Origin of the sequence: Pseudomonas idahonensis (assembly GCF_037903935.1) — a bacterium.
Lineage (GTDB): Bacteria > Pseudomonadota > Gammaproteobacteria > Pseudomonadales > Pseudomonadaceae > Aquipseudomonas > Aquipseudomonas danubii.
In genome coordinates this window covers 6,001,834-6,027,399 of sequence record NZ_CP149586.1, presented here as the reverse complement: position 1 = coordinate 6,027,399, position 25,566 = coordinate 6,001,834, and the positions used below count along the sequence as shown (strand labels likewise).

Annotated in this window: 23 protein-coding genes; 7 read left to right on the top strand and 16 right to left on the bottom strand. The window is 62.9% G+C overall.

All coding sequences use genetic code 11. From position 1 onward, the window contains the following. Position 1 precedes the first annotated feature (1 nt). The 3 genes from WIN67_RS27260 (at position 2) to nirK (ending at position 3,666) form a co-directional block, all read left to right on the top strand. Positions 2 to 1,645, top strand: a complete 1,644-nt coding sequence (locus WIN67_RS27260) for a DUF2300 domain-containing protein (RefSeq protein ID WP_339070292.1) — start codon at positions 2 to 4, stop codon at positions 1,643 to 1,645. 3 nt (positions 1,646 to 1,648) lie between these two features. Continuing rightward, positions 1,649 to 2,464 (top strand): YfaP family protein, encoded by an 816-nt coding sequence (locus tag WIN67_RS27255; RefSeq protein ID WP_110596258.1) that lies wholly within the window; start codon positions 1,649 to 1,651, stop codon positions 2,462 to 2,464. A gap of 113 nt (positions 2,465 to 2,577) precedes the next feature. Beyond that, positions 2,578 to 3,666 carry a copper-containing nitrite reductase gene (gene nirK / locus WIN67_RS27250; RefSeq protein ID WP_339070290.1) on the top strand — a complete coding sequence of 363 codons (1,089 nt, stop codon included), beginning with the start codon at positions 2,578 to 2,580 and terminating at the stop codon, positions 3,664 to 3,666. A 33-nt stretch (positions 3,667 to 3,699) separates the two neighbouring features. On the opposite strand, the gene WIN67_RS27245 is transcribed toward nirK, so the two are convergent. The 15 genes from WIN67_RS27245 to WIN67_RS27175 form a co-directional block, all read right to left on the bottom strand. Continuing rightward, positions 3,700 to 4,782: a dienelactone hydrolase family protein gene (locus WIN67_RS27245; RefSeq protein WP_339070289.1), complete on the bottom strand. Its 1,083-nt coding sequence runs from the start codon at positions 4,780 to 4,782 to the stop codon at positions 3,700 to 3,702. A gap of 127 nt (positions 4,783 to 4,909) precedes the next feature. Next, positions 4,910 to 5,359: a DUF3828 domain-containing protein gene (locus WIN67_RS27240; protein WP_339070288.1), complete on the bottom strand. Its 450-nt coding sequence runs from the start codon at positions 5,357 to 5,359 to the stop codon at positions 4,910 to 4,912. A 10-nt stretch (positions 5,360 to 5,369) separates the two neighbouring features. After that, on the bottom strand, positions 5,370 to 5,741 hold the full coding sequence (locus tag WIN67_RS27235) for a cytoplasmic protein (RefSeq protein ID WP_102882356.1): 372 nt from the start codon (positions 5,739 to 5,741) through the stop codon (positions 5,370 to 5,372). 167 nt (positions 5,742 to 5,908) lie between these two features. After that, a complete protein-coding gene (locus WIN67_RS27230) occupies positions 5,909 to 7,084 on the bottom strand; it encodes a GGDEF domain-containing protein (RefSeq protein WP_339070287.1) in 1,176 nt (391 codons plus the stop codon). 137 nt (positions 7,085 to 7,221) lie between these two features. Next, positions 7,222 to 7,725, bottom strand: a complete 504-nt coding sequence (locus WIN67_RS27225; RefSeq protein WP_249735514.1) for a hypothetical protein — start codon at positions 7,723 to 7,725, stop codon at positions 7,222 to 7,224. Between the two features lie 444 nt (positions 7,726 to 8,169). Continuing rightward, positions 8,170 to 8,697 (bottom strand): inorganic diphosphatase, encoded by a 528-nt coding sequence (gene ppa, locus WIN67_RS27220; RefSeq protein ID WP_011063696.1) that lies wholly within the window; start codon positions 8,695 to 8,697, stop codon positions 8,170 to 8,172. Between the two features lie 239 nt (positions 8,698 to 8,936). Then, positions 8,937 to 9,749 carry a zinc-dependent peptidase gene (locus WIN67_RS27215; protein WP_110652032.1) on the bottom strand — a complete coding sequence of 271 codons (813 nt, stop codon included), beginning with the start codon at positions 9,747 to 9,749 and terminating at the stop codon, positions 8,937 to 8,939. 5 nt (positions 9,750 to 9,754) lie between these two features. Further along, positions 9,755 to 10,411 carry a DedA family protein gene (locus tag WIN67_RS27210; RefSeq protein ID WP_102882346.1) on the bottom strand — a complete coding sequence of 219 codons (657 nt, stop codon included), beginning with the start codon at positions 10,409 to 10,411 and terminating at the stop codon, positions 9,755 to 9,757. Between the two features lie 236 nt (positions 10,412 to 10,647). After that, entirely contained in the window at positions 10,648 to 11,106 is a 459-nt protein-coding gene (locus WIN67_RS27205) for a GNAT family N-acetyltransferase (RefSeq protein WP_102865325.1), read from the bottom strand. 106 nt (positions 11,107 to 11,212) lie between these two features. Continuing rightward, on the bottom strand, positions 11,213 to 12,037 hold the full coding sequence (gene eutC / locus WIN67_RS27200) for an ethanolamine ammonia-lyase subunit EutC (RefSeq protein WP_102865326.1): 825 nt from the start codon (positions 12,035 to 12,037) through the stop codon (positions 11,213 to 11,215). An 11-nt stretch (positions 12,038 to 12,048) separates the two neighbouring features. Next, on the bottom strand, positions 12,049 to 13,443 hold the full coding sequence (locus WIN67_RS27195) for an ethanolamine ammonia-lyase subunit EutB (protein WP_102882345.1): 1,395 nt from the start codon (positions 13,441 to 13,443) through the stop codon (positions 12,049 to 12,051). A gap of 51 nt (positions 13,444 to 13,494) precedes the next feature. Continuing rightward, on the bottom strand, positions 13,495 to 15,690 hold the full coding sequence (locus tag WIN67_RS27190; RefSeq protein ID WP_123390328.1) for an ethanolamine ammonia-lyase: 2,196 nt from the start codon (positions 15,688 to 15,690) through the stop codon (positions 13,495 to 13,497). Between the two features lie 28 nt (positions 15,691 to 15,718). Beyond that, positions 15,719 to 17,155, bottom strand: coding sequence for an ethanolamine ammonia-lyase reactivating factor EutA (locus WIN67_RS27185; RefSeq protein WP_339070286.1), 1,437 nt, complete (start codon positions 17,153 to 17,155; stop codon positions 15,719 to 15,721). Between the two features lie 25 nt (positions 17,156 to 17,180). Next, on the bottom strand, positions 17,181 to 18,461 hold the full coding sequence (eutH, locus tag WIN67_RS27180) for an ethanolamine utilization protein EutH (RefSeq protein ID WP_213665088.1): 1,281 nt from the start codon (positions 18,459 to 18,461) through the stop codon (positions 17,181 to 17,183). 177 nt (positions 18,462 to 18,638) lie between these two features. Beyond that, entirely contained in the window at positions 18,639 to 20,159 is a 1,521-nt protein-coding gene (locus WIN67_RS27175) for an aldehyde dehydrogenase family protein (RefSeq protein ID WP_011063687.1), read from the bottom strand. 376 nt (positions 20,160 to 20,535) lie between these two features. On the opposite strand from WIN67_RS27175, the gene WIN67_RS27170 reads away from it, so the two are divergent. The 4 genes from WIN67_RS27170 (at position 20,536) to WIN67_RS27155 (ending at position 24,850) form a co-directional block, all read left to right on the top strand. After that, positions 20,536 to 22,455, top strand: coding sequence for a sigma-54-dependent Fis family transcriptional regulator (locus WIN67_RS27170; protein WP_102882341.1), 1,920 nt, complete (start codon positions 20,536 to 20,538; stop codon positions 22,453 to 22,455). A 136-nt stretch (positions 22,456 to 22,591) separates the two neighbouring features. Continuing rightward, positions 22,592 to 23,941, top strand: a complete 1,350-nt coding sequence (mpl, locus tag WIN67_RS27165) for a UDP-N-acetylmuramate:L-alanyl-gamma-D-glutamyl-meso-diaminopimelate ligase (RefSeq protein WP_102882340.1) — start codon at positions 22,592 to 22,594, stop codon at positions 23,939 to 23,941. Beyond that, positions 23,938 to 24,570 (top strand): flavin prenyltransferase UbiX, encoded by a 633-nt coding sequence (ubiX, locus tag WIN67_RS27160; protein WP_102865334.1) that lies wholly within the window; start codon positions 23,938 to 23,940, stop codon positions 24,568 to 24,570. Before mpl ends, ubiX begins: the two co-directional genes overlap by 4 nt. Continuing rightward, entirely contained in the window at positions 24,563 to 24,850 is a 288-nt protein-coding gene (locus WIN67_RS27155; RefSeq protein ID WP_102865335.1) for a YceK/YidQ family lipoprotein, read from the top strand. The genes ubiX and WIN67_RS27155 overlap by 8 nt, the downstream gene beginning before the upstream one ends. Positions 24,851 to 24,910: 60 nt before the next feature. Here WIN67_RS27155 and WIN67_RS27150 read toward each other — a convergent pair whose 3' ends face one another. Further along, positions 24,911 to 25,552, bottom strand: coding sequence for an oxidoreductase (locus WIN67_RS27150; RefSeq protein WP_102865336.1), 642 nt, complete (start codon positions 25,550 to 25,552; stop codon positions 24,911 to 24,913). Positions 25,553 to 25,566 lie beyond the last annotated feature (14 nt).

Sequence of the window (25,566 nt, the reverse complement as noted above, 5' to 3'; positions counted from 1 at the left end):
CATGACGCGGTGTTGGGCCTGGTTGTGCCTGTGTCTACTCCCTGGGCTGGTGACAGCCCAGGACGAGCCTCTGCGTCTGGCCTGGAAAACCGCCCCGGACAGCGAGCTGGTGAGCCTGAGCAAGACTCAGGTGCTGGCTCGTGAGCCGTTGCCGCAGGACCTGCAGGCGCCCTTGGGCAGCATCTGGAAACTCTTCGTCTACGCCTGGCTGGTGGATACCGGCGCACAAGAACCGGCCTATGCCTGCCAGGGCAAGTCCAAGGACGAGGTCTATTGCTGCACGGCAGGCGGCAGCATTGCTCGGGATCAGGCCCTGGTTCGCTCCTGTGGTCTGTACTTCGAGCCTCAGCGCTTGCAGCTGTCCAGTGCTGACTGGCGCGCCTACTGGCAAGCGCGCAATGCTCCGAACTGGCTGCAGGACCTGGACCAGTTGCAACCCCAGACCCGGGTTCCGGTGACGCAGCTGTTGCAGGTGCTGGCGCTGCTGCCGGCACGGGATACGGCGCGGCGTGTGCTGCTGGATGTGGTGCTCAATGCCGGTGACGGTGCCGTAGTGGGCGAGGTGGGTGGGCGCCTGCGGGTCAAGACCTGGAGCTGGCTGGCGGATCAGGACCCGCAGTCGCGCCAGGGCGGCTTTGCCGGTTGGCTGGTGGATGGTACGCCGCTGTGGGTGGGCGGGCGCGGTACTAGCCAGCGGGTGCTGAAGGACTACGCCCAGGCCCTGAACCAAGTGCTGCCGGACAATCCGCCTGTGGATAAAGGCCGCTGTGTGGAAGTCAGCCTGTTTTCTCGCTACCCGCTCAAAAGCGTCAGCCAGAAGGGTCAGCCAGCCAGGCCGGGCGCTCTGCAAGGGGATTATCGGGTGGAATTTGCCAACGGCAACCGGCTGGATATCCACAGCGCCGGCGAGTTGTTCCTGCAGCAAGACCCTGCGGCCCAGCGACTGGTGGCGCGCCTGGACCGTGAAGAATATGTGGCCCGTGTGCTGCAACGCGAAGCCAGCAGTGAACCGGCGGAGGCCGCCAAGGCCCTGGCCGTGGCGATCCGCACCTACCTGCTGCAGAACGCCGGACGCAGCGGCGAATGCCTGAGCATCGACGACAGCAGCAATCGCCAGCGGGTCGCGCCGCGCCCGGCGACCGCCCAGGCCCGGGCCATTGCCGCCTGGACCAGCGATCTGGTGCTGGCCGGCACGCAAGTCACCTACCACTCGGACCTGAGTGCGCCGGACAAACTGTCCTGGCAGCAGGCCGTTGAACAGGCGCGCGCTGGCCAGCGTTACGACGCCATCCTGCTGCATGCCTACCCTCGGGCCAGCCTCAGCCGCTGGGACAACCCGGTGGCGTCTTGCGAACCCTTGCCCGCAGCTCAGGAGTGGCTGTTGAACCAGCGTCGGCGCTGGCGCCAGCCGCTGGAGCAAGAGATCGGCTACAACGAAATCAGCCAGTTCGCCGTGTGCCGCCTGAGCTTCGGTCGGCCCTACGTCGACCGCGAACGACAACGCATCTACGTGCGTGGCGTGCTCTCGCTGCAAGACCGCCTCGACCTGACTCACGAATACCTGCACCTGGCCTTTGAAGCTCATCCCAACGGCCAGGATGAAACCTACATCGAAGGGCTCGCCCGTCATCTTTTATTGGAATAGGCCATGAAACTTCCTGCTCCCCCGGTCCTCCTGTTCCTTTGCGGAATGTTCAGCCTGCCCATGGCCCTGGCCGACAGCGGCATCCAGCTCGACACCCCCAAAGGCGGCTGGCGTACCCGCGCTGTCGATGGCGAGCAATACATTCAGGAGGTCAACTACCCGGCCTCTTCGGTGAACACGCCCCAGGGCCAGGCCAATACCGCGCGTATCAGCGGGCAGATCAAAGGCACGCCCAAAGCGAGCAAGGAGCCGGGCCAACTGATCGTCAATGGCGTCAGCATGCCGCTCAAGTTCAATGAACAAGGTGGTTTCGACCGGCCGTATTCCTTCCCCAATGGCAGCAACAGCGTTGAAGTGCGCAGCCCGGACGGCCAGCAGCGCAAGCGCGTGCAGTTCCTCAATACCGGCGGTGGCGTGACTCCGCCCAAGTTGCGGGTGCTACTGTCCTGGGACAGCGACAACACCGACCTCGACCTGCACCTGGTGACCCCAGACGGCGCGCACATCTGGTATGGCGAGCGCGTGGCCCCCAACGGCGCGGCCCTGGATGTGGACGTGACCACCGGCTACGGCCCGGAGATCTTCTCCATGCCGGCGCCGCTCAAGGGCCAGTACCTGGTGTATGTGAACTACTACGGTGGCGGCTATCGCAGTGACGATGAAGACGGCGGCCAGGAAAACGCCGTGCAGCCCCTGACCACGGCCCAGGTCACGGTGATTACCGAGGAGGGCACACCGGATGAGAAGAGCGAATCCTTCATCGTGCCGATGCGCGCCCCCGGAGAGCTGACCCTGGTACGCAGTTTCAGCTATCCATGATCGGGCTCAATCTATCCGCCTGCCCGAGCATTGGTTCATTGCCCTGAGACAATACGATTGCCCGGTGTTTGCCTTGCAATGAATCACCATTCATTGGCAGGGAAATGCGCAACATGGGTAGGTTTCAATCGTGGTTGAAGTGTTGTGTGGTGGCTGGCAGCTGCGCCTGCGGCGTGGTGTTGGCCGCAGGGGCCGACGGGCTGCAGAGGGTCAAGGTTGACCTGGTGGCGCCGCCCCAGGTGCACGCCCATGAACAAGTGGTCAGCGGGCCGCCGAAGGTCGTGCAGTTTCGCATGACTGTGGAAGAGAAAAAGATGCAGGTGGATGACCAGGGCACCACCTTGCAAGCAATGACCTTCAACGGCTCCATGCCCGGCCCGACGCTGGTGGTGCATGAGGGCGACTACGTCGAGCTGACCCTCAGCAACCCGGCCAGCAACAGCATGCCCCACAACATCGACTTCCATGCGGCCACCGGCGCCTTGGGCGGCGCGGCCCTGAATCAGGTACTGCCGGGACAGGAGGTGGTGCTGCGCTTCAAGGCCGATCGCAGCGGCACCTTTGTCTACCATTGTGCGCCGCCGGGCATGGTGCCCTGGCACGTGGTGTCGGGCATGAGCGGGACCTTGATGGTGTTGCCTCGCGAGGGCTTGAAAGACTCCGCCGGCAAGCCCTTGCGCTATGACCGGGCCTACACCATCGGTGAGTTTGACCTGTATATCCCCAAGGATAAGGACGGGCACTACAAGGACTACCCGGACCTGGCCTCCAGCTACCAGGACACCCGTGAAGTGATGCGCACGCTGACGCCGAGCCATGTGGTGTTCAACGGTCGGGTTGGTGCTCTGACCGGGGCCAACGCCCTGACTGCCAAGGTCGGCGAAAGCGTGCTGTTCATCCATTCCCAGGCCAACCGCGACAGCCGTCCGCACCTGATCGGCGGTCATGGCGATTGGGTCTGGACCACCGGCAAGTTCGCCAACGCTCCGCAACGCAACCTGGAGACCTGGTTCATTCCTGGCGGTTCGGCGCTGGCGGCGCTCTACACCTTCAAGCAGCCGGGCACCTACGTGTACCTCAACCACAACCTGATCGAGGCCATGGAGCTGGGGGCGCTGGCGCAGGTCAAGGTCGAGGGGCAGTGGGATGACGACCTGATGACTCTGGTAAAAGCCCCCGGGCCCATCACTTCGGGCAAGTGATAGCAGCCGGTGCTCAAGCCCCGGCACCTGGCATCAGAGGTTCAGGGCGAACTTCAGGTAGTCCGGATACACCTGGCGCCAGTCGTTCTGGAAGGTGTGGCCTTCGGCATGTTCATGGCTCTGGACCTGGTTGCCGGGCTCCAGGGCCTGTTGCGTGGTGGCGGTGAGCTTCTGGTTGCTCTCGTGCTCCTGGGCGCCATGGACAATGACGATGCGCTTGTCCCGGGCCCGGGTTTCGCCGAACGGAATCCGGTAGCCGCCGGGGGACAGCAGCAACGCGCCGCTGTACTGCTGCGGGTATTCGGCGATCAGGTGCGAGGCGTGCTCGGCGCCTTGGGAGAAGCCCATCAGGGCAATGCGCGAGCGGTCGATGCGAGTCTGTTTTTCCAGCTTCTTCAGGGCGGCGTTGACCGCCTCCTGGGTGGTGTCCACCGAATGCTGCTGCCACATGAACTGGTGCTCGTCGCGCTTGAGGGTGCCGTTGATGCCCACCAGCACGGCCTGCTCGCCCACAAGGTCGGTGCGCATATCGACGCCGTCGCTGCCCTCGGTGCCGAATCCCGATAGCCAGACCACCACCGGCCAGCCTGCGGCCGGGGCCTTGCCCTGGGGAACACTGAAGGCCGCAAGGCCGGCATCCTTGGCCTTGGCCGGGTAGTTCTGTTCCGCGGCTCGCAGCAGCTTCTGGTAGGCCGGGGTCTGCTGCAGGGATTGCAGTTCGTCGTCTTCCTTGAGAATCACCAACTGCCAGAAGCCTCGCTCGCGGGCCTGATCGAGGAATTCGGCGGCGCGCTTGTTCTTGTCCATGGCGGCCAGGCTGCCAGCCGCCTGGTAAGAGGCGTAGGCATTCTTCGGGTCGAGGCGGGCGGCGGTCAGGTAGTAGGCGAGGGCACCGGCGTAGTTGTCGTGCTGGCTCTTTTCGTTGTCCCCGGCCTCAATGAAATCCGCCGGCGTGGCCTCGTCCAGGTACAGGTTGGCCATACCGGCCAGGCCTTGCCAACGACCCTTGGCGACGTCCTGTTGCGCATCGGCGTGGGCCCAGGAACCGCTGAGGCTCAGAGCCCCGAACAACGAGAGGAATGACAGGGGCAGGCGTACTGCGGCCGGCAACGACATGACTGAGCGTCCTTTTTCAGTGAAGGAAGTCCCGGGCCGTTGCCCGAAACGGCGCGCAGCTTAGCATGGTGGATCGCCCTGGCGGACGACCCGTGCACTGGCTGGATTCAACGCCCAAACGCCAGAATCAGTCGCTCTGATCGGCGGTGGAAAGCACCTCGTCGATCTTCCAGCAGCCCTTGTCCTTGATCATCCGCACATCGACGATCTGGGTGGTATCCGGGGTGCTGCCCAGCGTCACCTGCTCCTTGGCGCTGGAGCCCTGGATCTGCGGTTCACTGACCTTGATCTGAGTCAGCCACTCGTCCATGTAGTCCTGGGCCTTGAGGAAGTAGTCCTCTTCCAGGCCGTCGGGGCTGGCCATCTGTTTCTTGATCTTGGCGATCAGTGAGTCAGAGACGTATTTCTTCATCTCGGGGACGTTGTCGGTCAGAGGGTCCTTGTCTTCGCTGAAGGTTTGCAGGTACCAGCTGTAGAACGCCTGAGTGGTGGGTTTTGGCGAGCTGGCGCAGTCGGCTAGGGCGACCGACTGATGCATGGCGACCGCTGCCAGCAGCGAGCAGAACAGCATTCTCATGGGGAACCCCTTACGGATGGCGATAGATTTTGTAGGCAGGCTTTTGCACCCGATAGGAGTGACCCGGATAAAAACCGTGCAGTTGCTTGAAGTCTGACACCCAGATGGTGCCGTTGAACATCGCCATGTGGCCGTGGGGGTGCCCGGGAATGGGCTGGATAATGACCACATCGCCTGCTGCGGGCGTCTGGCCGGCCGGTTGCTCGATAAAACCGGCAGAGGTCAATGAAGAGCCGAAATCCTTGGCCGAGTGCTTCCTGTGCAAAATCACCCCACCGCCACCGGCTTCGATCGCTTTGCGGGTATAGGCCGCGCAGCGCCCGGTACTGCCGGCGTGAGCGTGCGCGTTCAAGTGACTGATAGCGGCTTGTTTATTCCACATTCCTTGTTATCCGAGAGTCCTGAAGAGCGGCGATTCTATGCTTGCGCAGGGGGGGCGGAAATACTGGCTAAGTGCCTTTTCTTCGGGCTTTGGGGGGCGTATCACAGTTATCGTTCAGGCCGCTAAAACCGCGTTGAGTCCACTTCGGCAAAGGTTGCCCTGACCATTCAACCTGGCTGTAGCTCAAGGACGTTGCGCGCCGCCGTTTGCACCCGGTTGCGCCCCCGGTCCTTGGCGCCATACAGCGCTTCATCGGCCAGGGAAAGCAGGCGCGGCAGATCGTAGCCTTGGGTTTCACTGGTTACTACGCCAATGCTGACACTGAGCAACCCTGGCTCCAAAAGAGGCAACCGGGCAAATGCCTGGCGAATCCGTTCGGCGACCCGAACGGCGGACTGCTCGTCGGTCGATTCCAGCAGGCAAGCGAACTCTTCACCGCCGATGCGGGCAAACACGTCTTTGCCGCGCAGGTTTTCCGAGAGCACCCGACTGAAGGCGATCAGCGCCTGGTCACCGGTCTGATGGCCAAAGGTGTCGTTCAGGCGCTTGAAATGGTCCAGGTCGCACAGCAGCAAGGCCAACGGCGCACCTCTGCGCTGGCATTCGATCAGCATTTGTTCGCCATGGACCATGAACGCCCGGCGGTTGCCGATGCCCGTCAGGGCGTCGCAGAAGGCCGCGGCCTTGAGGCGCAGTTCGACCCGTTCCTTGACCATGCACAGGGTCACGTAGGCGATGCCGATCACATACAGCATCGATTCGAACAACATGAGCGAGAACAGCGGCACTCCGGCGCCGTAGCCTTTGAACACCTGATCCATGGCCAGGCCCTGGTCAATCACCGCGCGCACGCTGTAGAACACGGTGTGCAGCAGAGTCAGGGCCAGGGCAGGCATATAGGCAACTTCCAACTGCCGACGGCTGCGCCAGAACTCCAGCATGATCAGCAGGCCATAGCCGGCCACCAGCAGCGAATACACCGAGACCCGAACCGTCATCGACTGGTAGAACGCTGGAACCATGCACAGGGCCAGCCAGATGCCGGCCCCGGCGAGCATGCCCGGTGCATGGGGCGGACGTCCGGCGAACACCCGCATGGCCGTCCAGTTGAGACCGGCGCTCAGCAGCAGGACCAGGTTGCCGAGCACCTTGGGTACGAAGTCCATGCCCAGATCGCGCAGGCTTACCAGCAGCATTCCCGCGGCGGCCAGCAGCATCATGCCGCCCAGGTAGGCCAGCGGGCGCTCGCGGGTTTCCTGCCGCCAGGCGTGGAAGGTCAGCAGGCTCATGAGGAAGAAAATGAACACCGAGACGACCAGCAGGGTGGGGATATGCAGGGCCATGTCCGGGGTTCTCGTGAAGTCGCGTCAAGGGCGGGGAAGCAAAGCCGCGGCCGGAAGCGGGCGAATTGCCATCAGTGGGCGCGATTGTAGCGAGAACTTCCGGGCCTTGGTGGATGTTGCTGCAGGAAGTGCCCGGTCTAGCGGAATACGCCGCAGACCGCGTTGCCCTGGTAGCCGTGCGCGATGGGTCCGAGAAACATGAACGGGCCGCAGGCGTAGAAGTCCGAACTGATTTTCCGATTTGTGTACAGCAGCGGCACTTCGACGCCATTGATATCGTCGCCATAGGCGGTGGCGCTGTAGGACTCGCAGACTGGCAGCTTGAGTGGAATCGGCAGGATCACGACCAAGAGGGTGGTGCCACACCACTGGCGTTCGGGCGTGCTCTTTTGCGTGTGGGTGACAACCGGCTTCATGGAGTTGCCGATGAGCTTTTGGTGAGCTTCGGTCTTCGATACTTGCTGGTAGGGCATATCCACCCAGGCCCCCACGCAGCCGCTGAGGCCAAGCGTTGCAAGTGTCGCTATCAGTGCGCCTTTCATGGTCCGCTGCACGGGCCGCGGGAGGACCAGGCCGGGGTTCATGGCCGGTGCTTCGGGCTTGGATTCCAGGGGGGCGGCAAAGCTGTGTAGGTCGTGCATCCTGCACCTGCTGTCGGAGTGGTCAGTTCTTCGCGTGCCCGGCTTGCAGGCATTAAAAAGCCGGCTTGTGGCCGGCTTCTCGGGGACTGGCTTGGTTCATTTTTGGTAAACCGCACCAGCCTTCAAAACGTACACCCAGCTCTTGCGGCTGGCTGTGGGACTGGGCAGGAAAGTCATCCGCTTCGTCGGGCGATCTGACCGCAGGGAGGGTCGATGCGCAAATGTGGGGCGCAGCATACGCATATTCGCCGGCAATTCCCAGTGCGAAGCACTATCCAGAGGCCCTCGGGACGAAAATAGTGCGTGGGAATTTGTTGCCGGGTGCGTGTTTGGTGCGGCCTTGTTGGCTGGCAAGACGGCTGCGATGGGGGAACAGGTACGAAAAAGCCCCGATCACTCGGGGCTTTCTCTTGAAGCTTGTCGCTCGAAGCTTAACGCTGCTTCTCAGCCTTTATAGGCGGCAACCGACTTCAGGATCTCGGCGCGGGCTGCATCGGCATTGCCCCAACCGTCGATCTTCACCCACTTGCCTTTTTCGAGGTCTTTGTAGTTCTCGAAGAAGTGCTTGATCTGTTCCAGCAGCAGGGCTGGCAGGTCGGTGTATTCCTTCACGTCGACATACAGCTGGGACAGCTTGTCGTGAGGAACCGCGATCACTTTGGCATCGCCGCCGCCGTCGTCGGTCATGTTCAGGATGCCCACTGGGCGAGCACGGATCACCGAGCCTGGCGCTACTGGGTACGGGGTCACGACCAGCACGTCGAGGGGGTCGCCGTCGTCAGCCAGGGTGTTGGGGATAAAGCCGTAGTTGGCCGGGTAGAACATGGGGGTGGCCATGAAACGGTCAACGAACAGGCAGTCGCTGTCTTTGTCGATTTCGTACTTGATCGGCGCGTGGTTGGCCGGGATTTCGATAGCGACGTAGATGTCGTTCGGCAGGTCTTTGCCCGCCGGAATCTTGCTGTAGCTCATTGGGCGTTGCCCCCGTTAGTTGACCAAATGACTTGGCCGGATTGACCAAAAAGTGGCGGCGATTATAGACACACTCCGCAACCGATGCTACGTGCCAAGGGTCGTAGAACCTTGGTTGTACTGTCTCGCAGACATGTTCGGGTGGGCCGTGCGACCGGCGGTTTTGCCATCGGTCGGCAGGCGTGGCAGTGGTCTTTCAACTGGCCTTCAGATGAACAACGTATCAGCGCGACAGGACATTAGTGGTGCGTTTGATAGACCGGATCTTCAGCTTGAAGTTGCTGCAGTCGGGCCAATGGATTCTGCCGATAAAACAGCTGCAACTGTTCATAGACTTTCGGATAGGCCGCCACGAGCAAGTCCGGGGCACTGAAGAAGTACTCGCTGGTGACGGCGAAGAACTCCGCCGGGTTTTCCGCCGCGTAGGGATCGATGGCGGTTTCGGCGTCCGGATCATGGTCGAGCTGGCGGTTGAGATCGTCGTAGGCACTTTGCATCACCTGCGCCCAGTCGCTGACCCGCATGTCGCTGTGCAGCGGCGGCAGGCCATTGGCGTCGCCGTTGAGCATGTCCAGCTTGTGGGCCAGTTCGTGGATCACCAGGTTGTAGGCTTCCCAACCGCCACTGGCCAGCACCCCAGGCCAGGCGAGGATAATCGGGCCCTGCTGCCAGGCTTCACCGCTGTGCTCGCCGTCCCATTCATGCTCGATACCGCTGGCATCGCGGTGGCGCTGGGGGCTGAGGAAGTCGTCGGGATAAAGAATGATTTCATGGAAGCCCTGGTACCAGTTCAGGTCGCCCAGGTGCAGCAATGGCAGTTGCGCCTGGGCTGCCAGCAGCAGGCGTTGCTCCTGATGCAGCTCCACGCCGGGCAGGGCGGTGAGGTGCTTGTCATCGAGAAACAGCACGCTGGCTTCCCTGAGCCACTGGTCCTCGGCAACGCTGAGGCCGTCGAGGAAGGGCAGGTGCTGGCGCACCCGCTGCCAGGTTTCATCGCTGACCGGGTGCTTGGCCAGCCGGCGCTTGCGGCGCCAGGCACTGAGGGACCACATGGTGTTTAGCGGGTTTCGGCTTTTTCAGCGCTGCGGCCGAAGCGGCTGCGCAGCACGCCAATGATCATCGGCACCAGGGACAGCAGGATGATGACCACCACCAGCAACGACAGGTTTTTCTTGATGAACGGTACGTTGCCGAAGAAGTAGCCCAGGGTCACCAGGCCGCCGACCCAGAGGATGGTGCCGATCACGCTGAAAGCGAAGAATCGTGGGTAGGGCATGCGGGCCACGCCAGCGACGAACGGTGCGAAGGTGCGGATGATCGGCAGGAAGCGCGCCAGGGTTACGGTCTTGCCACCGTGTTTTTCATAAAAATCATGGGTTTTCTGCAGGTAGTCGCGACGGAAGATCTTCGAATTGGGGTTGCTGAACAGCCGTTCGCCCGCGGTTCGCCCGATCACGTAATTAGTGCTGTCACCGAGGATCGCCGCCAGCATCAGCAGGCCCCCCAGCAGCACCGGGTCCATGCCGCCGCCTGCGGCTACTGCGCCGGCGATGAACAGCAAGGAGTCCCCGGGCAGGAACGGCGTCACCACCAGACCGGTTTCACAGAAAATCACCAGAAACAGGATGGCGTAGATCCAGGGCCCGTAGTTGGTCACCAACATGTCGAGGTAAACGTCGAGATGAAGGAGTAGGTCGATCGGGTTGAAATCCATGGGGGCACCTGTGGTGACAGCCTGGCTCGGCAGGCCTGTGCGATGACTCGGAGAAAGGGACTACAAGGATGTGTAGATTTTCTTACGCGCCGAAAAGGGCGGCCATTATAAAGGCAGAGAGGTGAAATGCGTGTTCAGATTGTAGCGGGGCGTTTCGGCGCGCAAAGCGCGGCAGGCCACCTGGGATCACCCCGGCCTGAGGGACTAAAGCGGCCCGCAGGCCGCTGTCGGTGAGATCAGCTATCGCTGAGAGGCAGGACGTAGTTCTTGAACTCGCTGTCTTCGCGAAAGCCCATGGACTCGTAGGTTTTCTGCGCCACGGCGTTGTTGCTGCTGGTGGACACACGCAGGCGGACGGCGTTGGTTTCCTTGGCCATCTTCTTTGCGGTGCGCATCAGGTTGTCGGCCACCAGCTGGCGCCGGGCATCTTCAGCGACGTAGATGTCGTTGAGAATCCATACGCGCTTGAGCGACAGGGAGGAAAAACTTGGGTACAGCTGGCAAAAACCCAGCAATTTGTTGCTGTCATCATCGGCCAGGGCCAGGTAGATCACCGATTCCTTGCGTCGTAGGCGCTTTTCCAGAAAAGCCCGGGACGAATCCGGATAGGGCAGGGCGCCATAGAACTCGCGGTATTTGACGAATAACGGGGTCAACAGATCCAGGTGCTCGAGGGTTGCTTGAGTAATCCGCATGGTGGCTCTCAACTTCAAGTGGATGTGACGGCACAGGTTGGATGACTCGGGCAGCCGTGTTCCGATGCTGCCCAAAGCGGAAAAAAAGCGCAATCGTCTTGCAAAATCACGCTTGGGGCGGCCCCAGAAGGAAGTTGCCCTTCATGTCTGCCGTTGAGTCGCTGTCCAGAGTCTGCACTTGTGCTTCGTCTTTGAGGTTTACTCCCGACAATTGCCGGCGGCAGGCTTCACGCATCAAGTACAGCAGGCGGTGGGCGGCCATGCCATAGCTCAGGCCTTCCAGGCGCACATTGGAGATGCAGTTGCGATAGGCATCGGTGAGCCCGACTTTCGGCTGGTAGGTGAAGTACAACCCCAGGCTATCGGGAGAACTGAGCCCGGGACGCTCACCGATCAGGATCACAGTCATCTTCGCCCCCAGCAGTTCGCCAATCTCGTCGGCCACCGCTACCCGACCCTGTTCCACCAGGATCACCGGCGACAGCGACCAGCCTTCGGCGGCGGTCTGTTCCTCCATGCGCGCCAGAAAGGGCAGGGTGTGGCGATGTACCGCCAGGGCCGACAGACCATCGGCCACCACCACCGCCAGGTCGACCCCACCGGGATGGGCGCTGGCGTAGTCGCGCAGGCTCTGGGCCGATTCATCACTGAGCCGGCGCCCCAGGTCGGGGCGTTGCAGGTAGCTGTGGCGATCGGTAGCGGCGCTATGGAGCAGCAGGCTGTCACGGCCGCGCTCGGCCAGTTGGGCGCTCAGGCCGGCGTGGTCGAAGGGCAGGTGCACGGCATCCCGGGCCTGGGCGTGGGCGAATTGGAAGTCCAGTTGGGCGCCGGTCGGCAGGCTGGTGCCGGTGCGGCCCAGGGCAATGCGCGCGGGGGTCAGGCGGCGCAGTTCCAGCCAGGGATTTTGCGAGTCGGTCGGATGTTTTTGCATGTGCCTGTTCCTTATCCCAGCTGGGCCAGTGCCTGGCGGAAAGCCGGTGGCAGGTTGTTGCCGAAATGCACCTTGCCGTCGGCCTGGGTGAAGATGCCGGTCCTGGCTAGCCATTGTTCGAACTCAGGGGCAGGTTTCAGGCCCAGGGTCTGGCGAGCATAGAGTGCGTCGTGGAAGGACGTGGTCTGGTAGTTGAGCATGATGTCGTCGGAGCCGGGGATGCCCATGATGAAGTTGATGCCGGCCACGCCCAGCAGGGTCAGCAGGTTGTCCATGTCATCCTGATCGGCTTCGGCGTGGTTGGTGTAGCAGATGTCGCAACCCATGGGCACGCCCAGCAACTTGCCGCAGAAGTGGTCCTCAAGGCCGGCGCGGATGATCTGCTTGCCGTTGTACAGGTACTCGGGACCGATGAACCCCACCACGGTGTTGACCAGGAACGGCTTGAAGTGCCGGGCCACGGCATAGGCGCGGGTTTCACAGGTTTGCTGGTCGATGCCGAAGTGGGCGTTGGCCGAGAGGGCGCTGCCCTGACCGGTCTCGAAGTACATCAGGTTCTGCCCGAGGGTGCCGCGGTTCAGGCTCAGGCCTGCTTCGTAGCCTTCCTGGAGCACGTTGAGGTTGATGCCGAAGCTGGCGTTGGCGGCTTCGGTGCCGGCAATCGACTGGAACACCAGATCCAGGGGGACACCGCGATTGATCGCCTCGATGGAGGTGGTGACGTGGGTCAGCACGCAGGCCTGGGTCGGGATCTCGTAGCGCTGGATGATGGCGTCGAGCATTTCCAGCATGGCGCAGATCGAGGCGATGCTGTCGGTGGCCGGGTTGATGCCGATCATCGCATCGCCGTTGCCGTACAGCAGGCCGTCGAGAATGCTCGCGGCAATACCCGCTGGCTCGTCGGTGGGGTGGTTGGGTTGCAGGCGGGTGGACAGGCGCCCGCGCAGGCCCAGGGTGCCGCGAAACTTTGTCACCACGCGAATCTTCTGCGCCACCAGGATCAGGTCCTGCACACGCATGATCTTCGACACTGCGGCGGCCATTTCCGGGGTCAGGCCCGGCGCCAGGGCCCGCAGGCTCTGCTCGTCGGCGGCGTCACTGAGCAGCCAATCGCGAAAACCGCCAACGGTGAGGTGGCTGACGGTGGCGAAGGCCTGCTTGTCATGGCTGTCGATAATCAGCCGGGTGACTTCGTCGGACTCATAGGGAATCAGCACTTCTTCGAGAAAGTGCTTGAGGGGGATATCCGCCAGGGTCATCTGGGCAGCGACCCGTTCGCCGTCGTTGAGGGCGGCGACACCGGCCAGAAAATCTCCGGAACGGGCCGGGCTGGCCTTGGCCATGACTTCCTTGAGGCTGTCGAAGCGATAGGTCTGAGAACCTACGCTGTGGGAAAATTGGGCCATCTCAGTCTCCGTTTCAACGATGTAGGGGCGTTGCCGAGTGCTGGCGGATCATCAGGATGCCACCTTCTTCAGCAGGTTTTCCAGACGGTTGCCGGCAGCCCGGTGGTGGAGGATGGCAAAGGCCTTTTCCGCCACCAGGCTGCCGCCTTCCAGCGGTGGCAGGCCACCGCTGTAGATGTTCGAAATCACGGTGTATTCGTAGCGAATGTCCGGATTGCCGCTGAACTGGGCGGCGGCGCGGCGGGCCTGGTCGTCCGGCAGGCGGTAGCCCAGGTAGGCGGACATGCTGCGCGAGGCCAGTGCATCGCCGCCGGGACGCTCGCCGATCAGCACGATGATCAGTTGCGGTTGCAGGGCTTCGCCCACCGACTCCGCCAGCTTGACCCGGCCATAGGGCGCGAGGATCGGCTGGCCGATGCGCAGCTCGCGACTCTGCAGACCGTCCATCAGCACCGGCAGCAGCTCGGGAATGTTGTGGTGGATGGCTTCGGCGCTGAGGCCGTCGGAAATCACGATCTGCACGTCGTTGTATTCCGGTTGCAGGCGCCGCAGCACCTCCTCGGTCAGCCGCGCGCCCAACTCCGGGTCCTGCAGGTGGGCCAGCTTGTCCGGGGCGGCGGTGCGCAGTTCCCGCAGGGGAATGGCGCCGATTTCGGCAGGGCGCAGGTCGACGTAGATCGCCTCTCGGGCCACCGCGAGGTTGGCGCGCACGGTCCGCGACACCGCGTTGGCCGGGCGTGGGCCGGCGTTGTCAAAGCCGTAGGTGGCCGGGGTGGATTCGAGCAGGCGCTGGAAGTCGATGTCCGACTCACAGAAGATTCGCGGGTTGCCCCAGTTCGGTCCGCGTTCCACGTTGCCGTGGGCGTCCTCCTGGAAAATCCCCTTGCCCAGGGCCCAGCGCAGGTATTCCGGGGCCGGCGCCAGGTCGTGGACTTCGCGCAGGGTCTGGTTGTCGTGGGCGCTGGTGTCGAAGTAGGCGAGCATGCGGTCGGTGCTCAGGTACACGTCCATGAAGAAGTTGGCGCCGGCGGCAGTCAGCAATTCTGTGGCCATTTGCTGGCCTTCCAGGGTCACCTGGGAGTGCAGGGTGTAGCAGGGCGCCATGCCCATGGGCAGCCCCAGCAGTTTGCCCATGAACTGGTCCTGCAGGCAGGAATAGGTCATCTCGAAGTTGTCGAGGTGGGTTTCCGGGCCGATGAAACCGGTGACGTTGTTCACCATGTACGGCCGATAGCGCCGGGCCAGTCCATAGCACAGGGCTTCGCAGGTGGTCATGTCGATGCCTTCGTGCTTGCCGTAGGTCAGCTCGCTGCCCTGGCCGGTCTCGAAGTACATGAAGTTTTCTGCAACATCGCGCAGCGGGCCGCGCTCGGTCATGGTCTGCCAGGCCTGATCCAGCAACTGCACGGTGACATCGAACTCGTCGGTCAGGGTGCGTTCGGTGCCGGCCAGGCTCTGGAACATGATTTCCACTGGCGCGCCCTGGTCGAGGCAGGCCAGTTGGGTCTTGATGTGGGAGAGCACGCAGATCTGCGTCGGCGCTCCGGTTTCCCTACGCAATTTATCCAGGTGGCGCAGGGTGGCACTGATGTTGTCCACGGTGTCGATGGCCGGGTTGAGGCCGATCAACGCGTCCCCCGAGCCCATGCTCAGGCCGGTGTAGACCAGCAGCGTGATGCCGCTGAGGTTGTCGGTGGGATGGTTGGGCTGTAGCCGCGACGACAGAGTACCGGGCAGGCCCACCAGGGTCCGGGCCTTGGCCGCCGCGCCGCTCTTGAGCTTTTTCGATAGCAGGATCAGTTCATGCACGTCCAGCAGCTTGGCCAGGGCCGCCACCATGACCCCGGTTAGGGCCGTGCCGATACGGCGTATTTCAGTGCCATGGCTGCGCAGCAGGCGATCTTTCAGGGCGCCCAGGGTCAGGTCGGCGATCTCGCCAAAGACGCTGTGGTCGATGTCGTAGTTGACCTGCATGACGCTGTCGATGCGGCCGTGGCGGTCTGTCAGCGGATGCTGGAAGTAGTGATCCAGGGTCAGCTCGGAGAGCACCTTGCGCGCCGCCTCGCGGGTGATTTCATCAGCCGCCGCGAGCCCTGCCACCCGGTCCCCGGCCTTGCTGATGTCGGCGGCACCGAGCACCGCCTTGAGGCTGGCGAAGCCTATCTCGCGGTCCAGCACCCGGGTGCTGTAGGCCCGTTCGGCAAGCGCTTCGGGAAGGCGGATGTGCTGCAGTGCGGTGAGTGACATGGCAAGACGCTCCTTGGCCGGCATCGGCTCAGTGCACGCCGTAGAAGGCGACGGGCACGATGTGCTGGTGGGGTTTTCCCAGGTTGATGAAGTGTGCTGAACGCTCGCGTACTTCATCGATGACGATCAGGTTGCAAGAACTGCGCCCCCAATCCGTGGCGTAGTTGCCCAGGACCTTGCCGACGTTGCTTTCCAACAGCAGCACCAGCGGCCAGTGCGGGGCGGGTCGTGCTTGCTCCAGGGCGCGGGCCAGGCGTGCGCCCAGCTGTCGGATGTCTTCCAGTCGTGGCGCCTGGCCGTTGTCGAGCAATTGCAGGCAAGCGCCGTCGCAGCTGCTCAGTGCCAGGGCCAGGGCGTCGTCCAGTTGCTGCTCGGTGGCATCCATGGGCAGCCGGGCGACGATGGGCAGGTCCTTGAGCGGCAGCACCTCGGGCTGGGGCAGAAACAGGGTGCTGCCGGAAATCTCGGTGTTGTGCAGGGTCAGGCCGTAGACCGTGGCCCGGCCGCGGTTTTCCGGCACCAGCCGGGTGGCCGCCTGCACCAGTCGCGGGTGGCGGGCAATGGCCAGGGCCAGATCGATGCCCAGATCGCCGTAATAGGTGGTGCCGGGCATGGGTTCGCCTTGCAGGTGGCGATAGAGCAGCTCGCCCACACCACCGGAAAAGGTCAGGGCTGGGGCGGCGTTATGTTCGGGGAGGATCAGCGGCAGTTGCTCGGTCAACTGGCCCAGCGGGCTGGCAAAGAACGAGCGATCACCTTCGGCAATGGCTACCAGGGCGTCGACGTACCAGTCGATCACCGCGTCCAGCTCCGCACGGTCGAGGACTTGTCCGGAATTCTTGTGGATTGCCAGGTGATCGAGCAGTGCCTGACCGAACTCCGATACGCCGCTGAGACGATAACTGCCCGGCTCGAACTGCAAGTGCCGGGCCCCGATGAAATGGCAGCCGCTGGCCAGGACGTTGCCATCCAGGCCCCAGGCGGCGTTGGTGGTGCCCCCGCCGATATCCAGGTTGAGTATCGGTTGCCGAGCGTGGAAGCGGCTCAGCGCCGAACAACTGCCCATGAAGGCCAGCCAGGACTCCAGCCCGCCGTCGTCGGCGCGCGTGATCAGGGCGTTGCCGATCAATTGGCCGACCAGTTGCGCCAGGGCCTGGGCGTTGTGCCGCCGCGCCGCCAGACCGGTGATGATCACACCACCGGAAAACAGCTGTTGCGGGCTTACGCCGGCCTGTTCGAGCCAGGTTTCGATCAGGGCCCGGATCGCGGCCTCATCGATGACCTGGTCCTTGAACGGGGTGAACACCGGCTCGCCACGAAACAGCACCCGTGGCTCGTTGAGGGCCATGCGTCCGGTGATGCAGTGGCTGCTCAGGCTGGCCTGGGCGATCAGCGCGCTGCTGGTGGTGGACCCGAAGTCCAGCCCCAGCAGCAGTACCGATGCGCCGCCCGTGATGGCTTGCATGCAGGCGTTCCTCGCCGCGCCGCAGTCAGGCGGTGGCCTTCTGGCCGGCAGGTTCCGGTGTGTCCAGCGCGGTGCCGCCCAGGTACTCGCCCGGGGCGATGATCCCCGCGGCCCGATCCTGGGCTTCCAGTTGCAGCGCCTTGGGCACCGACAGCCAGTAGGCCAGGCCGACGGCGACGAAGCCGGCGCAGAGCTTGCCGATCAGTACCGGCAGGATGATGGTGGGCTGGAAGTTGGCAGTGAAGGACAGGTGGTCCCCCAGCAGGAAGGCGGCGCAGACGCCGAAGGCGATATTCACCACCTTGTCCTTGGGCGGCATGAGGCGCACCAGGCGGAACATGGCGAGGATGTTGGCGATGGTCGCCAGCATGCCGGCGCTGCCCACCGCGCTCAAGCCGATCTTGCCGCCGAGGTTTTCCAGAGGCTTGCCCAGGTATTTGCGCAGCAGGTAGACCATGGGGAAGGCGCCGGCCAGCATGATGCCGATGTAGCCGGCGGTTTCCAGGGCGCGGGTCTGGTCTTGGGCGTCGGCGATGATCGGGTGGAAGCCCCAGCCGCCAAATACCGCGGAGAAGACCCCGGTGAAGTATTCGACGATGGAGAACACCAGCACCAGCTTGATGGCCGCGTCCATGGCGCGGCCGAAGATGATGAAACCCTTGATCATCATGTCCGGCAAAAAGCGCAGGCCCAGGGCCAGGGCCACGACGAAGATCAGGATCGGCAGCAGGTTGGCGAAGATGCTGCCCAGGCCCAGGGCCAGTTGGTAGCTGGCTTCACCGTTGGTGCTCACCAGTTCGCGTACCACCGGGTTGCTGAAGGCCAGGATCAGGCTGGCGATCATCACCCCGACGGGGATGGTGAGGATGCCGGACATGATTCCCAGGGCCATGTACTTGTGATCGCGCTTGTCGAGCATCGCCAGGCCCATGGGGATCGAGAAGACGATGGTGGCGCCGCCCATGAAGCCGGTGATCAAGGCCATCACCAGGGCTTCCTTGCTGGCGGCCAGGGCCGAGGCCAGCTGATAGCCACCCATGTCCGAGGCGATGATCATGGTCGCCGCCAGGGCCGGATCGGCGCCCAGGGAGTTGAAGAACGGACCGAAGACGGTCTCGATGACCACCGTCAGGTAGGGAATGGAAGCCATGATCCCTGCGGCCGGCACAAAGATGTAGCCGGTGGCATGAATGCCTTCCATGAATTCTTTGCCCAAGCCTCGCTCGCTGTCATAGATGGCGGCGAAGGCACCGATTACGGCGCAGAGCATGATGAGGTAGAGCACGTAGTTGCCGATCTGATCCATTGCGTTTGTCCCTTGTTATTGTTTTTCAAGCAGGGTCTGTGCACGACTGGTTTGGCGCAGAACTTCCGACAGCAGTGTCCCGTCCGGCAAGCCTTCGGCACCGGATCAGAGCAGGTGAACAAGTGCGGCAAGGCCGCCAAAAGGCCTCCCGGCGACCTGGGTCGCCGGGAGGGTCGATCAGAAGAAGCCCAGCGGGTTGATGTCGTAGCTCACCAGCAGGTTCTTGGTCTGCTGGTAGTGGTCGAGCATCATCTTGTGGGTTTCACGGCCAACGCCGGACTTCTTGTAGCCACCGAACGCGGCGTGGGCCGGGTACAGGTGGTAGCAGTTGGTCCAGACGCGGCCGGCCTTGATCCCGCGGCCCATGCGATAGGCGCGGTTGATGTCGCGGGTCCAGACCCCGGCACCCAGGCCGAACTCGGTGTCGTTGGCAATCGCCAGGGCTTCGGCTTCGTCCTTGAAGGTGGTGACGCTGACCACCGGGCCAAAGATTTCTTCCTGGAACACGCGCATTTTGTTGGTGCCCTTGAGCAGGGTCGGCTGGATGTAGTAGCCGCTGGACAGGTCACCTTCGAGTTTCTCCACTTTGCCGCCGGTGAGCAGCTGCGCGCCTTCGTTCTTGGCGATGTCGAGGTAGGAGAGGATCTTGTCGAACTGTTGCTCGGAGGCCTGGGCGCCGACCATGGTGTCGGTGTCCAGCGGGTCGCCGCGCTTGATCTGCTCGATCTTCTTCATCACCACTTGCATGAATTCGTCGTAGATCGATTCCTGCACCAGGGCACGGGATGGGCAGGTGCAGACTTCACCCTGGTTGAAGAACGCCAGCACCAGGCCTTCGGCGGCCTTTTCGATGAACTTCGGTTCGGCCTGCATGATGTCTTCGAAGAAGATGTTCGGCGACTTGCCACCCAGTTCCACGGTGGACGGAATGATGTTCTCGGCGGCGCATTTCATGATGTGCGAGCCCACCGGGGTCGAGCCGGTGAAGGCGATCTTGGCGATGCGCTTGCTGGTGGCCAGGGCCTCGCCGGCTTCACGGCCGAAACCTTGCACCACGTTGAGCACGCCCGGTGGCAGCAGGTCGCCGATCACTTCCATCAGTACGGTGATGCCCAGTGGGGTCTGCTCGGCGGGTTTGAGTACCACGCAGTTGCCGGCAGCCAGGGCTGGGGCGAGTTTCCAGGCGGCCATCAGGATCGGGAAGTTCCACGGGATGATCTGCCCGACCACGCCCAGTGGTTCATGGATGTGGTAGGCCACGGTGTTGCCGTCGATTTCCGCGGCGCTGCCTTCCTGGGCCCGCAGGCAACCGGCGAAGTAGCGGAAGTGGTCGGCGGCCAGGGGAATGTCGGCGTTCAGGGTCTCGCGTACCGCCTTGCCGTTGTCCCAGGTTTCGGTGATGGCCAGCAGTTCCAGGTTCTGTTCGATGCGGTCGGCGATCTTCAGCAGGATCAGCGAGCGGGCCTGTACCGAGGTGGCGCCCCAGGCGTCGGCGGCGGCATGGGCGGCGTCCAGCGCCTTGTCGATGTCTTCGGCGGTGGAGCGGGGGAACTCGGCAATCGGCTGGCCATTGACCGGCGAGGTGTTGGTGAAGTACTGGCCTTTGACTGGCGCAACGAATTCGCCGCCGATGTAGTTACCGTACTTGCTCTTGAACGAAACGATAGCGCCTTCAGTACCGGGGTGTGCGTAACGCATGGTGGGTATCTCCTGGCTTTTATGCTTATGGGGGAGGACGCGCTATAGCGCATACCAAGCGTAGAGCAAAGGTCGGGCCAGTGGGGTGCAGGCCATATGAATCAAGGGTTTGCGGATGTTTCGAAGCAGTGCCAACGGCCGCGTGTGACGAATCTGGTACGGCACCGAGTGACAGTTTGTAACCTGGATGGCACAAGCTGTGACTCATGGGTCAAGCCGGCATTGCAATGAAACAGCGGCTGGAGGATGCTGGTTCGCGTGTCGAATCTTGTCGGATAGATCTGATGGTCTGTCCTTCTTTACAGGGCCGATTGCGGCCGGCAGCGGCGCCAGTGTTCCGTCTGAGCGTGACAGCGCATCAGGAGAATAATAAGAAATGCACAGTAGTAATCATCTGAGTCGACATGCCCAGCAGGTGCTGACGGTGGCCCAGGGTAAAGCCCATTTGCAGGGCCCCGGCAGCGATCCTTCCATTGCTCGCTCCTGGCTGCGCTGCCTTGAGGACTATCACCTTGATCCGGCCCAGGCCATGGCTCCCACAGTGCTGGAGCATGGTCGCCTGCTGGAAAGTCGCGAACGCCTGCAGGATGTGCTGCAAATAGCCGGCACCGAGATGGCCAACCTGCACCAGCAGTTGTCCGGCGCGGGCCATGCCGTGCTGCTGACCGATGCCCGGGGGGTGATCCTCAACTGCATCACTGCCCCTAGCGAGCGCAAGATTTTCGAGCACGCCGGTCTCTGGCTGGGCGCCGACTGGAGCGAGGCCCGGGAAGGCACCAACGGCATTGGCACCTGCCTGGTGGAGCGCCAGTCGCTGACCATTCACCAGGGCGAGCACTTCCGTGGCCGGCACACTGGCCTGACCTGCTCGGCGAGCCCGGTGTTCGATCCTCATGGCGAATTGCTGGCGGTGCTGGATGTGTCCTCGGCGCGTCAGGACGTTTCCCGGCAGAGTCAGTTCCACACCATGGCCTTGGTCAATCTCTCGGCGAAAATGATCGAGAGCTGCTATTTCCTGCGTTATTTCGAGAACCAGTGGCTGCTGCGCTTTCATCTGCAGGCGGAGTCTGTGGGGCTGTTCAGTGAGGGCTTGCTGGCGTTTGACGGCGAAGGGCGAATCTGTGCGGTGAACCAGAGCGCCCTGAATCTGCTGGGGCATATTCGCGGTGGCTTGCTGGGTAAACCGGTGGACAGCTTTTTCGACTGTTCCCTGGATGAATTGCTCAGTCGCGCCAGCATCAATGCCAGCGCCAGTTGGCCCTTGCGTACTCGGGATGGGCGGCGTCTGTTTGCCTTGTTGCGCGGTCAGCCGCACCCGGTATCGCAACCTGCGCCGCGGGTGCCGGCTGGTGTTACGCCGCCGCGCACTTCAAGCATCTGCCTTGGGGATGAAGGGCTGCAGAATGATTTTCGCCGGGCCTCGCGGGTGTTCGAGCGTGATGTGCCGCTGTTGATCAATGGTGAAACCGGCTCCGGCAAGGAGGCTTTCGCCAAGGCCGTGCACCAGGGCAGTGCCCGTTCGGATAAAACCTTTGTCGCCCTCAATTGCGCGGCGATTCCGGAGAGCCTGATCGAGAGCGAACTCTTCGGTTATCGCGGCGGCAGCTTTACCGGGGCGCGCAAGGAGGGCATGCGCGGCAAGTTGCAGCAGGCCGATGGCGGCACCTTGTTCCTCGATGAAATCGGCGATATGCCCCTGGCCCTGCAGACGCGTTTGCTGCGGGTGTTGGAAGATCGCCTGGTGGTGCCGATTGGCGGTGAGCCGCAATCGGTCAACGTGCGGATCATCAGCGCCACCCACCGGGATCTGCTGGAGCGGGTACGCGACGGCAGTTTCCGTGAGGATCTGTATTACCGGCTCAATGGTCTTGAGATCGCGCTGCCGGCCCTGCGTGAGCGCAGCGACAAATCCCAGTTGCTGGACTTTCTCCTGGCCGAAGAGGCGGGCGGGCAACCGGTGGTGCTGGACGAAGCGGCGCGTCAGAGCCTGTTGAGTTATTCCTGGCCGGGAAACGTGCGGCAATTGCGCAACGTCCTGCGAACCCTGGCGGCCTTGTGTGAAAACGGCCGCATTGGTCTGGAAGACCTGCCGCCGCTGATCCGCAACAGCCGCCCGGCGCCGGTTGCCGAGCCGGTTGCCGAAGCGCAGGAGCGCCCCCTGGAGGACGCCGAGCGGGTTGCGCTACTGGCAGCCCTGGAGCAACAGCGCTGGCACATGACCCATACCGCCGAACAGCTGGGGGTCAGCCGCAACACCCTCTATAGAAAGCTGCGCAAACACGGTATTGCGCGTTAAACCGCACCTGTGACTGCCGGTACAGGGCCGCTTGCCTTGTGCCAGCGGCGGCAAACGCAACAGCCTCCCGGTCAGCTAATGGGTGCGATTTGCAGCCCTCTAGGCTAACCTGCGCCGATGTTTTATGAGGTCGACTATGCACATCCATATTCTCGGTATCTGCGGCACTTTCATGGGCTCGATGGCGGTTCTGGCTAAAGAACTGGGCCATCACGTCACCGGCTCCGACGCTAACGTCTATCCCCCCATGAGCACCCAGCTGCAAGCCCAGGGCATCGAGCTGACTCAAGGCTATGACCCGGCCCAGCTGGACCCGGCTCCGGATCTGGTGGTGATCGGCAATGCCATGTCCCGGGGCAACCCGGCCGTGGAGTATGTGCTGAACAAAGGCCTGCCCTATGTTTCCGGCCCGCAGTGGTTGGCGGACCATGTCCTGCAAGGGCGCTGGGTCTTGGCGGTAGCCGGCACCCACGGCAAGACCACCACCAGCAGCATGCTGGCCTGGGTACTGGAGCATGCCGGCATGAGCCCGGGCTTCCTGATTGGTGGGGTGCCGCAGAATTTCGCCGTTTCGGCCCGCCTGGGCGGCACACCGTTCTTCGTGATCGAGGCCGATGAGTACGACAGCGCGTTCTTCGACAAGCGCTCGAAGTTCGTCCACTACCGCCCGCGCACGGCGATCCTCAATAACCTTGAGTTCGACCATGCGGACATCTTCCCTGACCTGGCAGCCATCGAGCGGCAGTTCCACCATCTGGTGCGGACCATCCCCAGCGAAGGCCTGGTGATTCATCCCACCACCGAACCGGCCTTGCAGCGGGTCATCGAGATGGGCTGCTGGACGCCGGTGCAGACCACCGGTGCCGGTGGTCAGTGGCAGGTCAAGTTGCTCAGTGCCGACGGTTCGGCCTTTGAAGTGATGTTCGAGGGTGTGAGCCAGGGTGTGGTGGAGTGGGAACTGACCGGGCAGCACAACGTGGCCAATGCCCTGGCGACGCTGGCCGCTGCTCGTCATGTTGGCGTGGTGCCGTCGATGGGCATTGCTGGCCTGAGTGCGTTCAAGAGCGTGAAGCGCCGCATGGAGAAGGTCGCCGAAGTGCATGGCGTGACCATCTACGATGACTTCGCCCACCACCCGACGGCCATCGCCACCACCCTGGACGGCCTGCGCAAGCGGGTCGGCGACGCACCGGTGATTGCCATCATCGAGCCGCGCTCCAACTCCATGAAGCTTGGCGCCCACCGTGATGGGCTGCCGGAAAGCGTCAACCAGGCCGATCAGGTGATCTGGTACGCACCGGCCAACCTGGGCTGGGACCTGGCGGCAACGGCGGCCTTGTGTTCGGTGCCATCGATTGTCAGCGACTCTCTGGAAGGCATCATCGAACGGGTGAAAAGCCAGGCCAAGCCGGGCACCCAGGTGGTGATCATGAGTAACGGCGGCTTCGGCGGCCTGCACGGCAAACTGGCCGAGGCACTGCAATGAGCAACGGCCCGGAACGCATCACCCTGGCCATGACCGGTGCCTCGGGCGCCCAGTACGGTTTGCGCCTGCTGGATTGCCTGGTGCGTGAGGATCGGGAAGTGCACTTCCTGATCTCAAAGGCTGCGCAGTTGGTCATGGCCACGGAAACCGATGTCACCCTGCCGCCCAAGCCGCAGATGATGCAGGCCTTTCTCACCGAGTACACCGGTGCGGCGGCGGGGCAGATCCGGGTGTACGGCAAGGAAGACTGGATGTCGCCGGTGGCCTCGGGTTCCGGCTCGCCGGCGGCGATGGTGGTGGTGCCTTGCTCCACCGGCACCTTGTCGGCGATTGCTACCGGGGCTTGCAACAACCTGATCGAGAGGGCTGCTGACGTGACCCTCAAGGAGCGCCGGCAGTTGATTCTGGTGCCTCGCGAGGCTCCCTACTCCAGCATTCATCTGGAGCACATGCTCAAGTTGTCGAACATGGGTGTGACTATCCTGCCGGCCTCGCCGGGTTTCTATCATCAGCCGCAGACCATCGATGACCTGGTGGACTTCGTCGTGGCGCGGATTCTCAATCTGCTGAACATCCCCCAGGACATGTTGCCGCGCTGGGGCGAGCATCATTTGAGCAGCGATGAATAAATCCCTGCTGATGCTGCTGGCTGCCCTGCAGCTGGGGGGCTGTGCCACGGTCCGCACCTTGAACGCCGCACAACCTGGGGCGCCGGTGGTGTATTCGGGGACGCGCCTGGATCTTTATGCCATGCAGGGTGGTTGCTGTGCCATGGACCGCTTTGGCGCCGAGGCACCGAGCTATCCGGGAGTAGACCTGCCGGCCAGTGCCCTGCTCGATACGCTATTGCTGCCGTTGTCGGTGCTGACAGTGTTGGGGGTGGGGTTTCAGGCAACGGGTGGGTTGTAGTGTTCGTCGGCAAGCCGGCTCCTGCAGCTATGTGCAGGAACCGGCTTGCCGGCGAGTGTTTCATTTACCTAGCTTGCGCAACTCATCGGATTCGACGACCCGAGTGCCGCTTTGCTCTTCCAGGGCCAACCGCCACATGGCGCGTGCCAACTGGCAGGCCTCGATGCCGTGGTACTTGCCCGGGATCAGTCGCGACAACGGGCCGGCCAGTTGTTCGGTCAGGCGCGGTTCGATCCGGTCTCCCAGCAGCAGTGACGGCCGGCAAATGGTCAGCTGTGGCCAGCCCTGCTGTTTAAGGGCCTCTTCCATTTCACCTTTGACCCGGTTGTAGAAAATCGATGACTTGGGGTCGGCGCCCAGGGCGCTGACCACTATCAGGTGCCGCGCGCCCATTTCCAGGGCGCGTTTGCCGAAGGCCACCACCATGTCCAGGTCCACGGCGCGAAAGGCCGCTTCGGAACCTGCCTGCTTGATGGTGGTGCCCAGGCAGCAGAAGGCGATCTCCACCTTGCCGCTCAGTTGCGGCAGGAATACCGCCGGATCGCCGACGGGGTTCTCCAGGCGTGGGTGCTTGCTTAGCGGGCGTCTGCTGGGTGCCAGAACACGAATGATGGTGGGCTCGTTGAGCAGGCGATCGAGTAGATGCTCTCCGGTTAGTCCGGAGGCGCCGGCGAGCAGGATATGCTGAGGCGTCAAGTACATAGTCATTCCCCCTT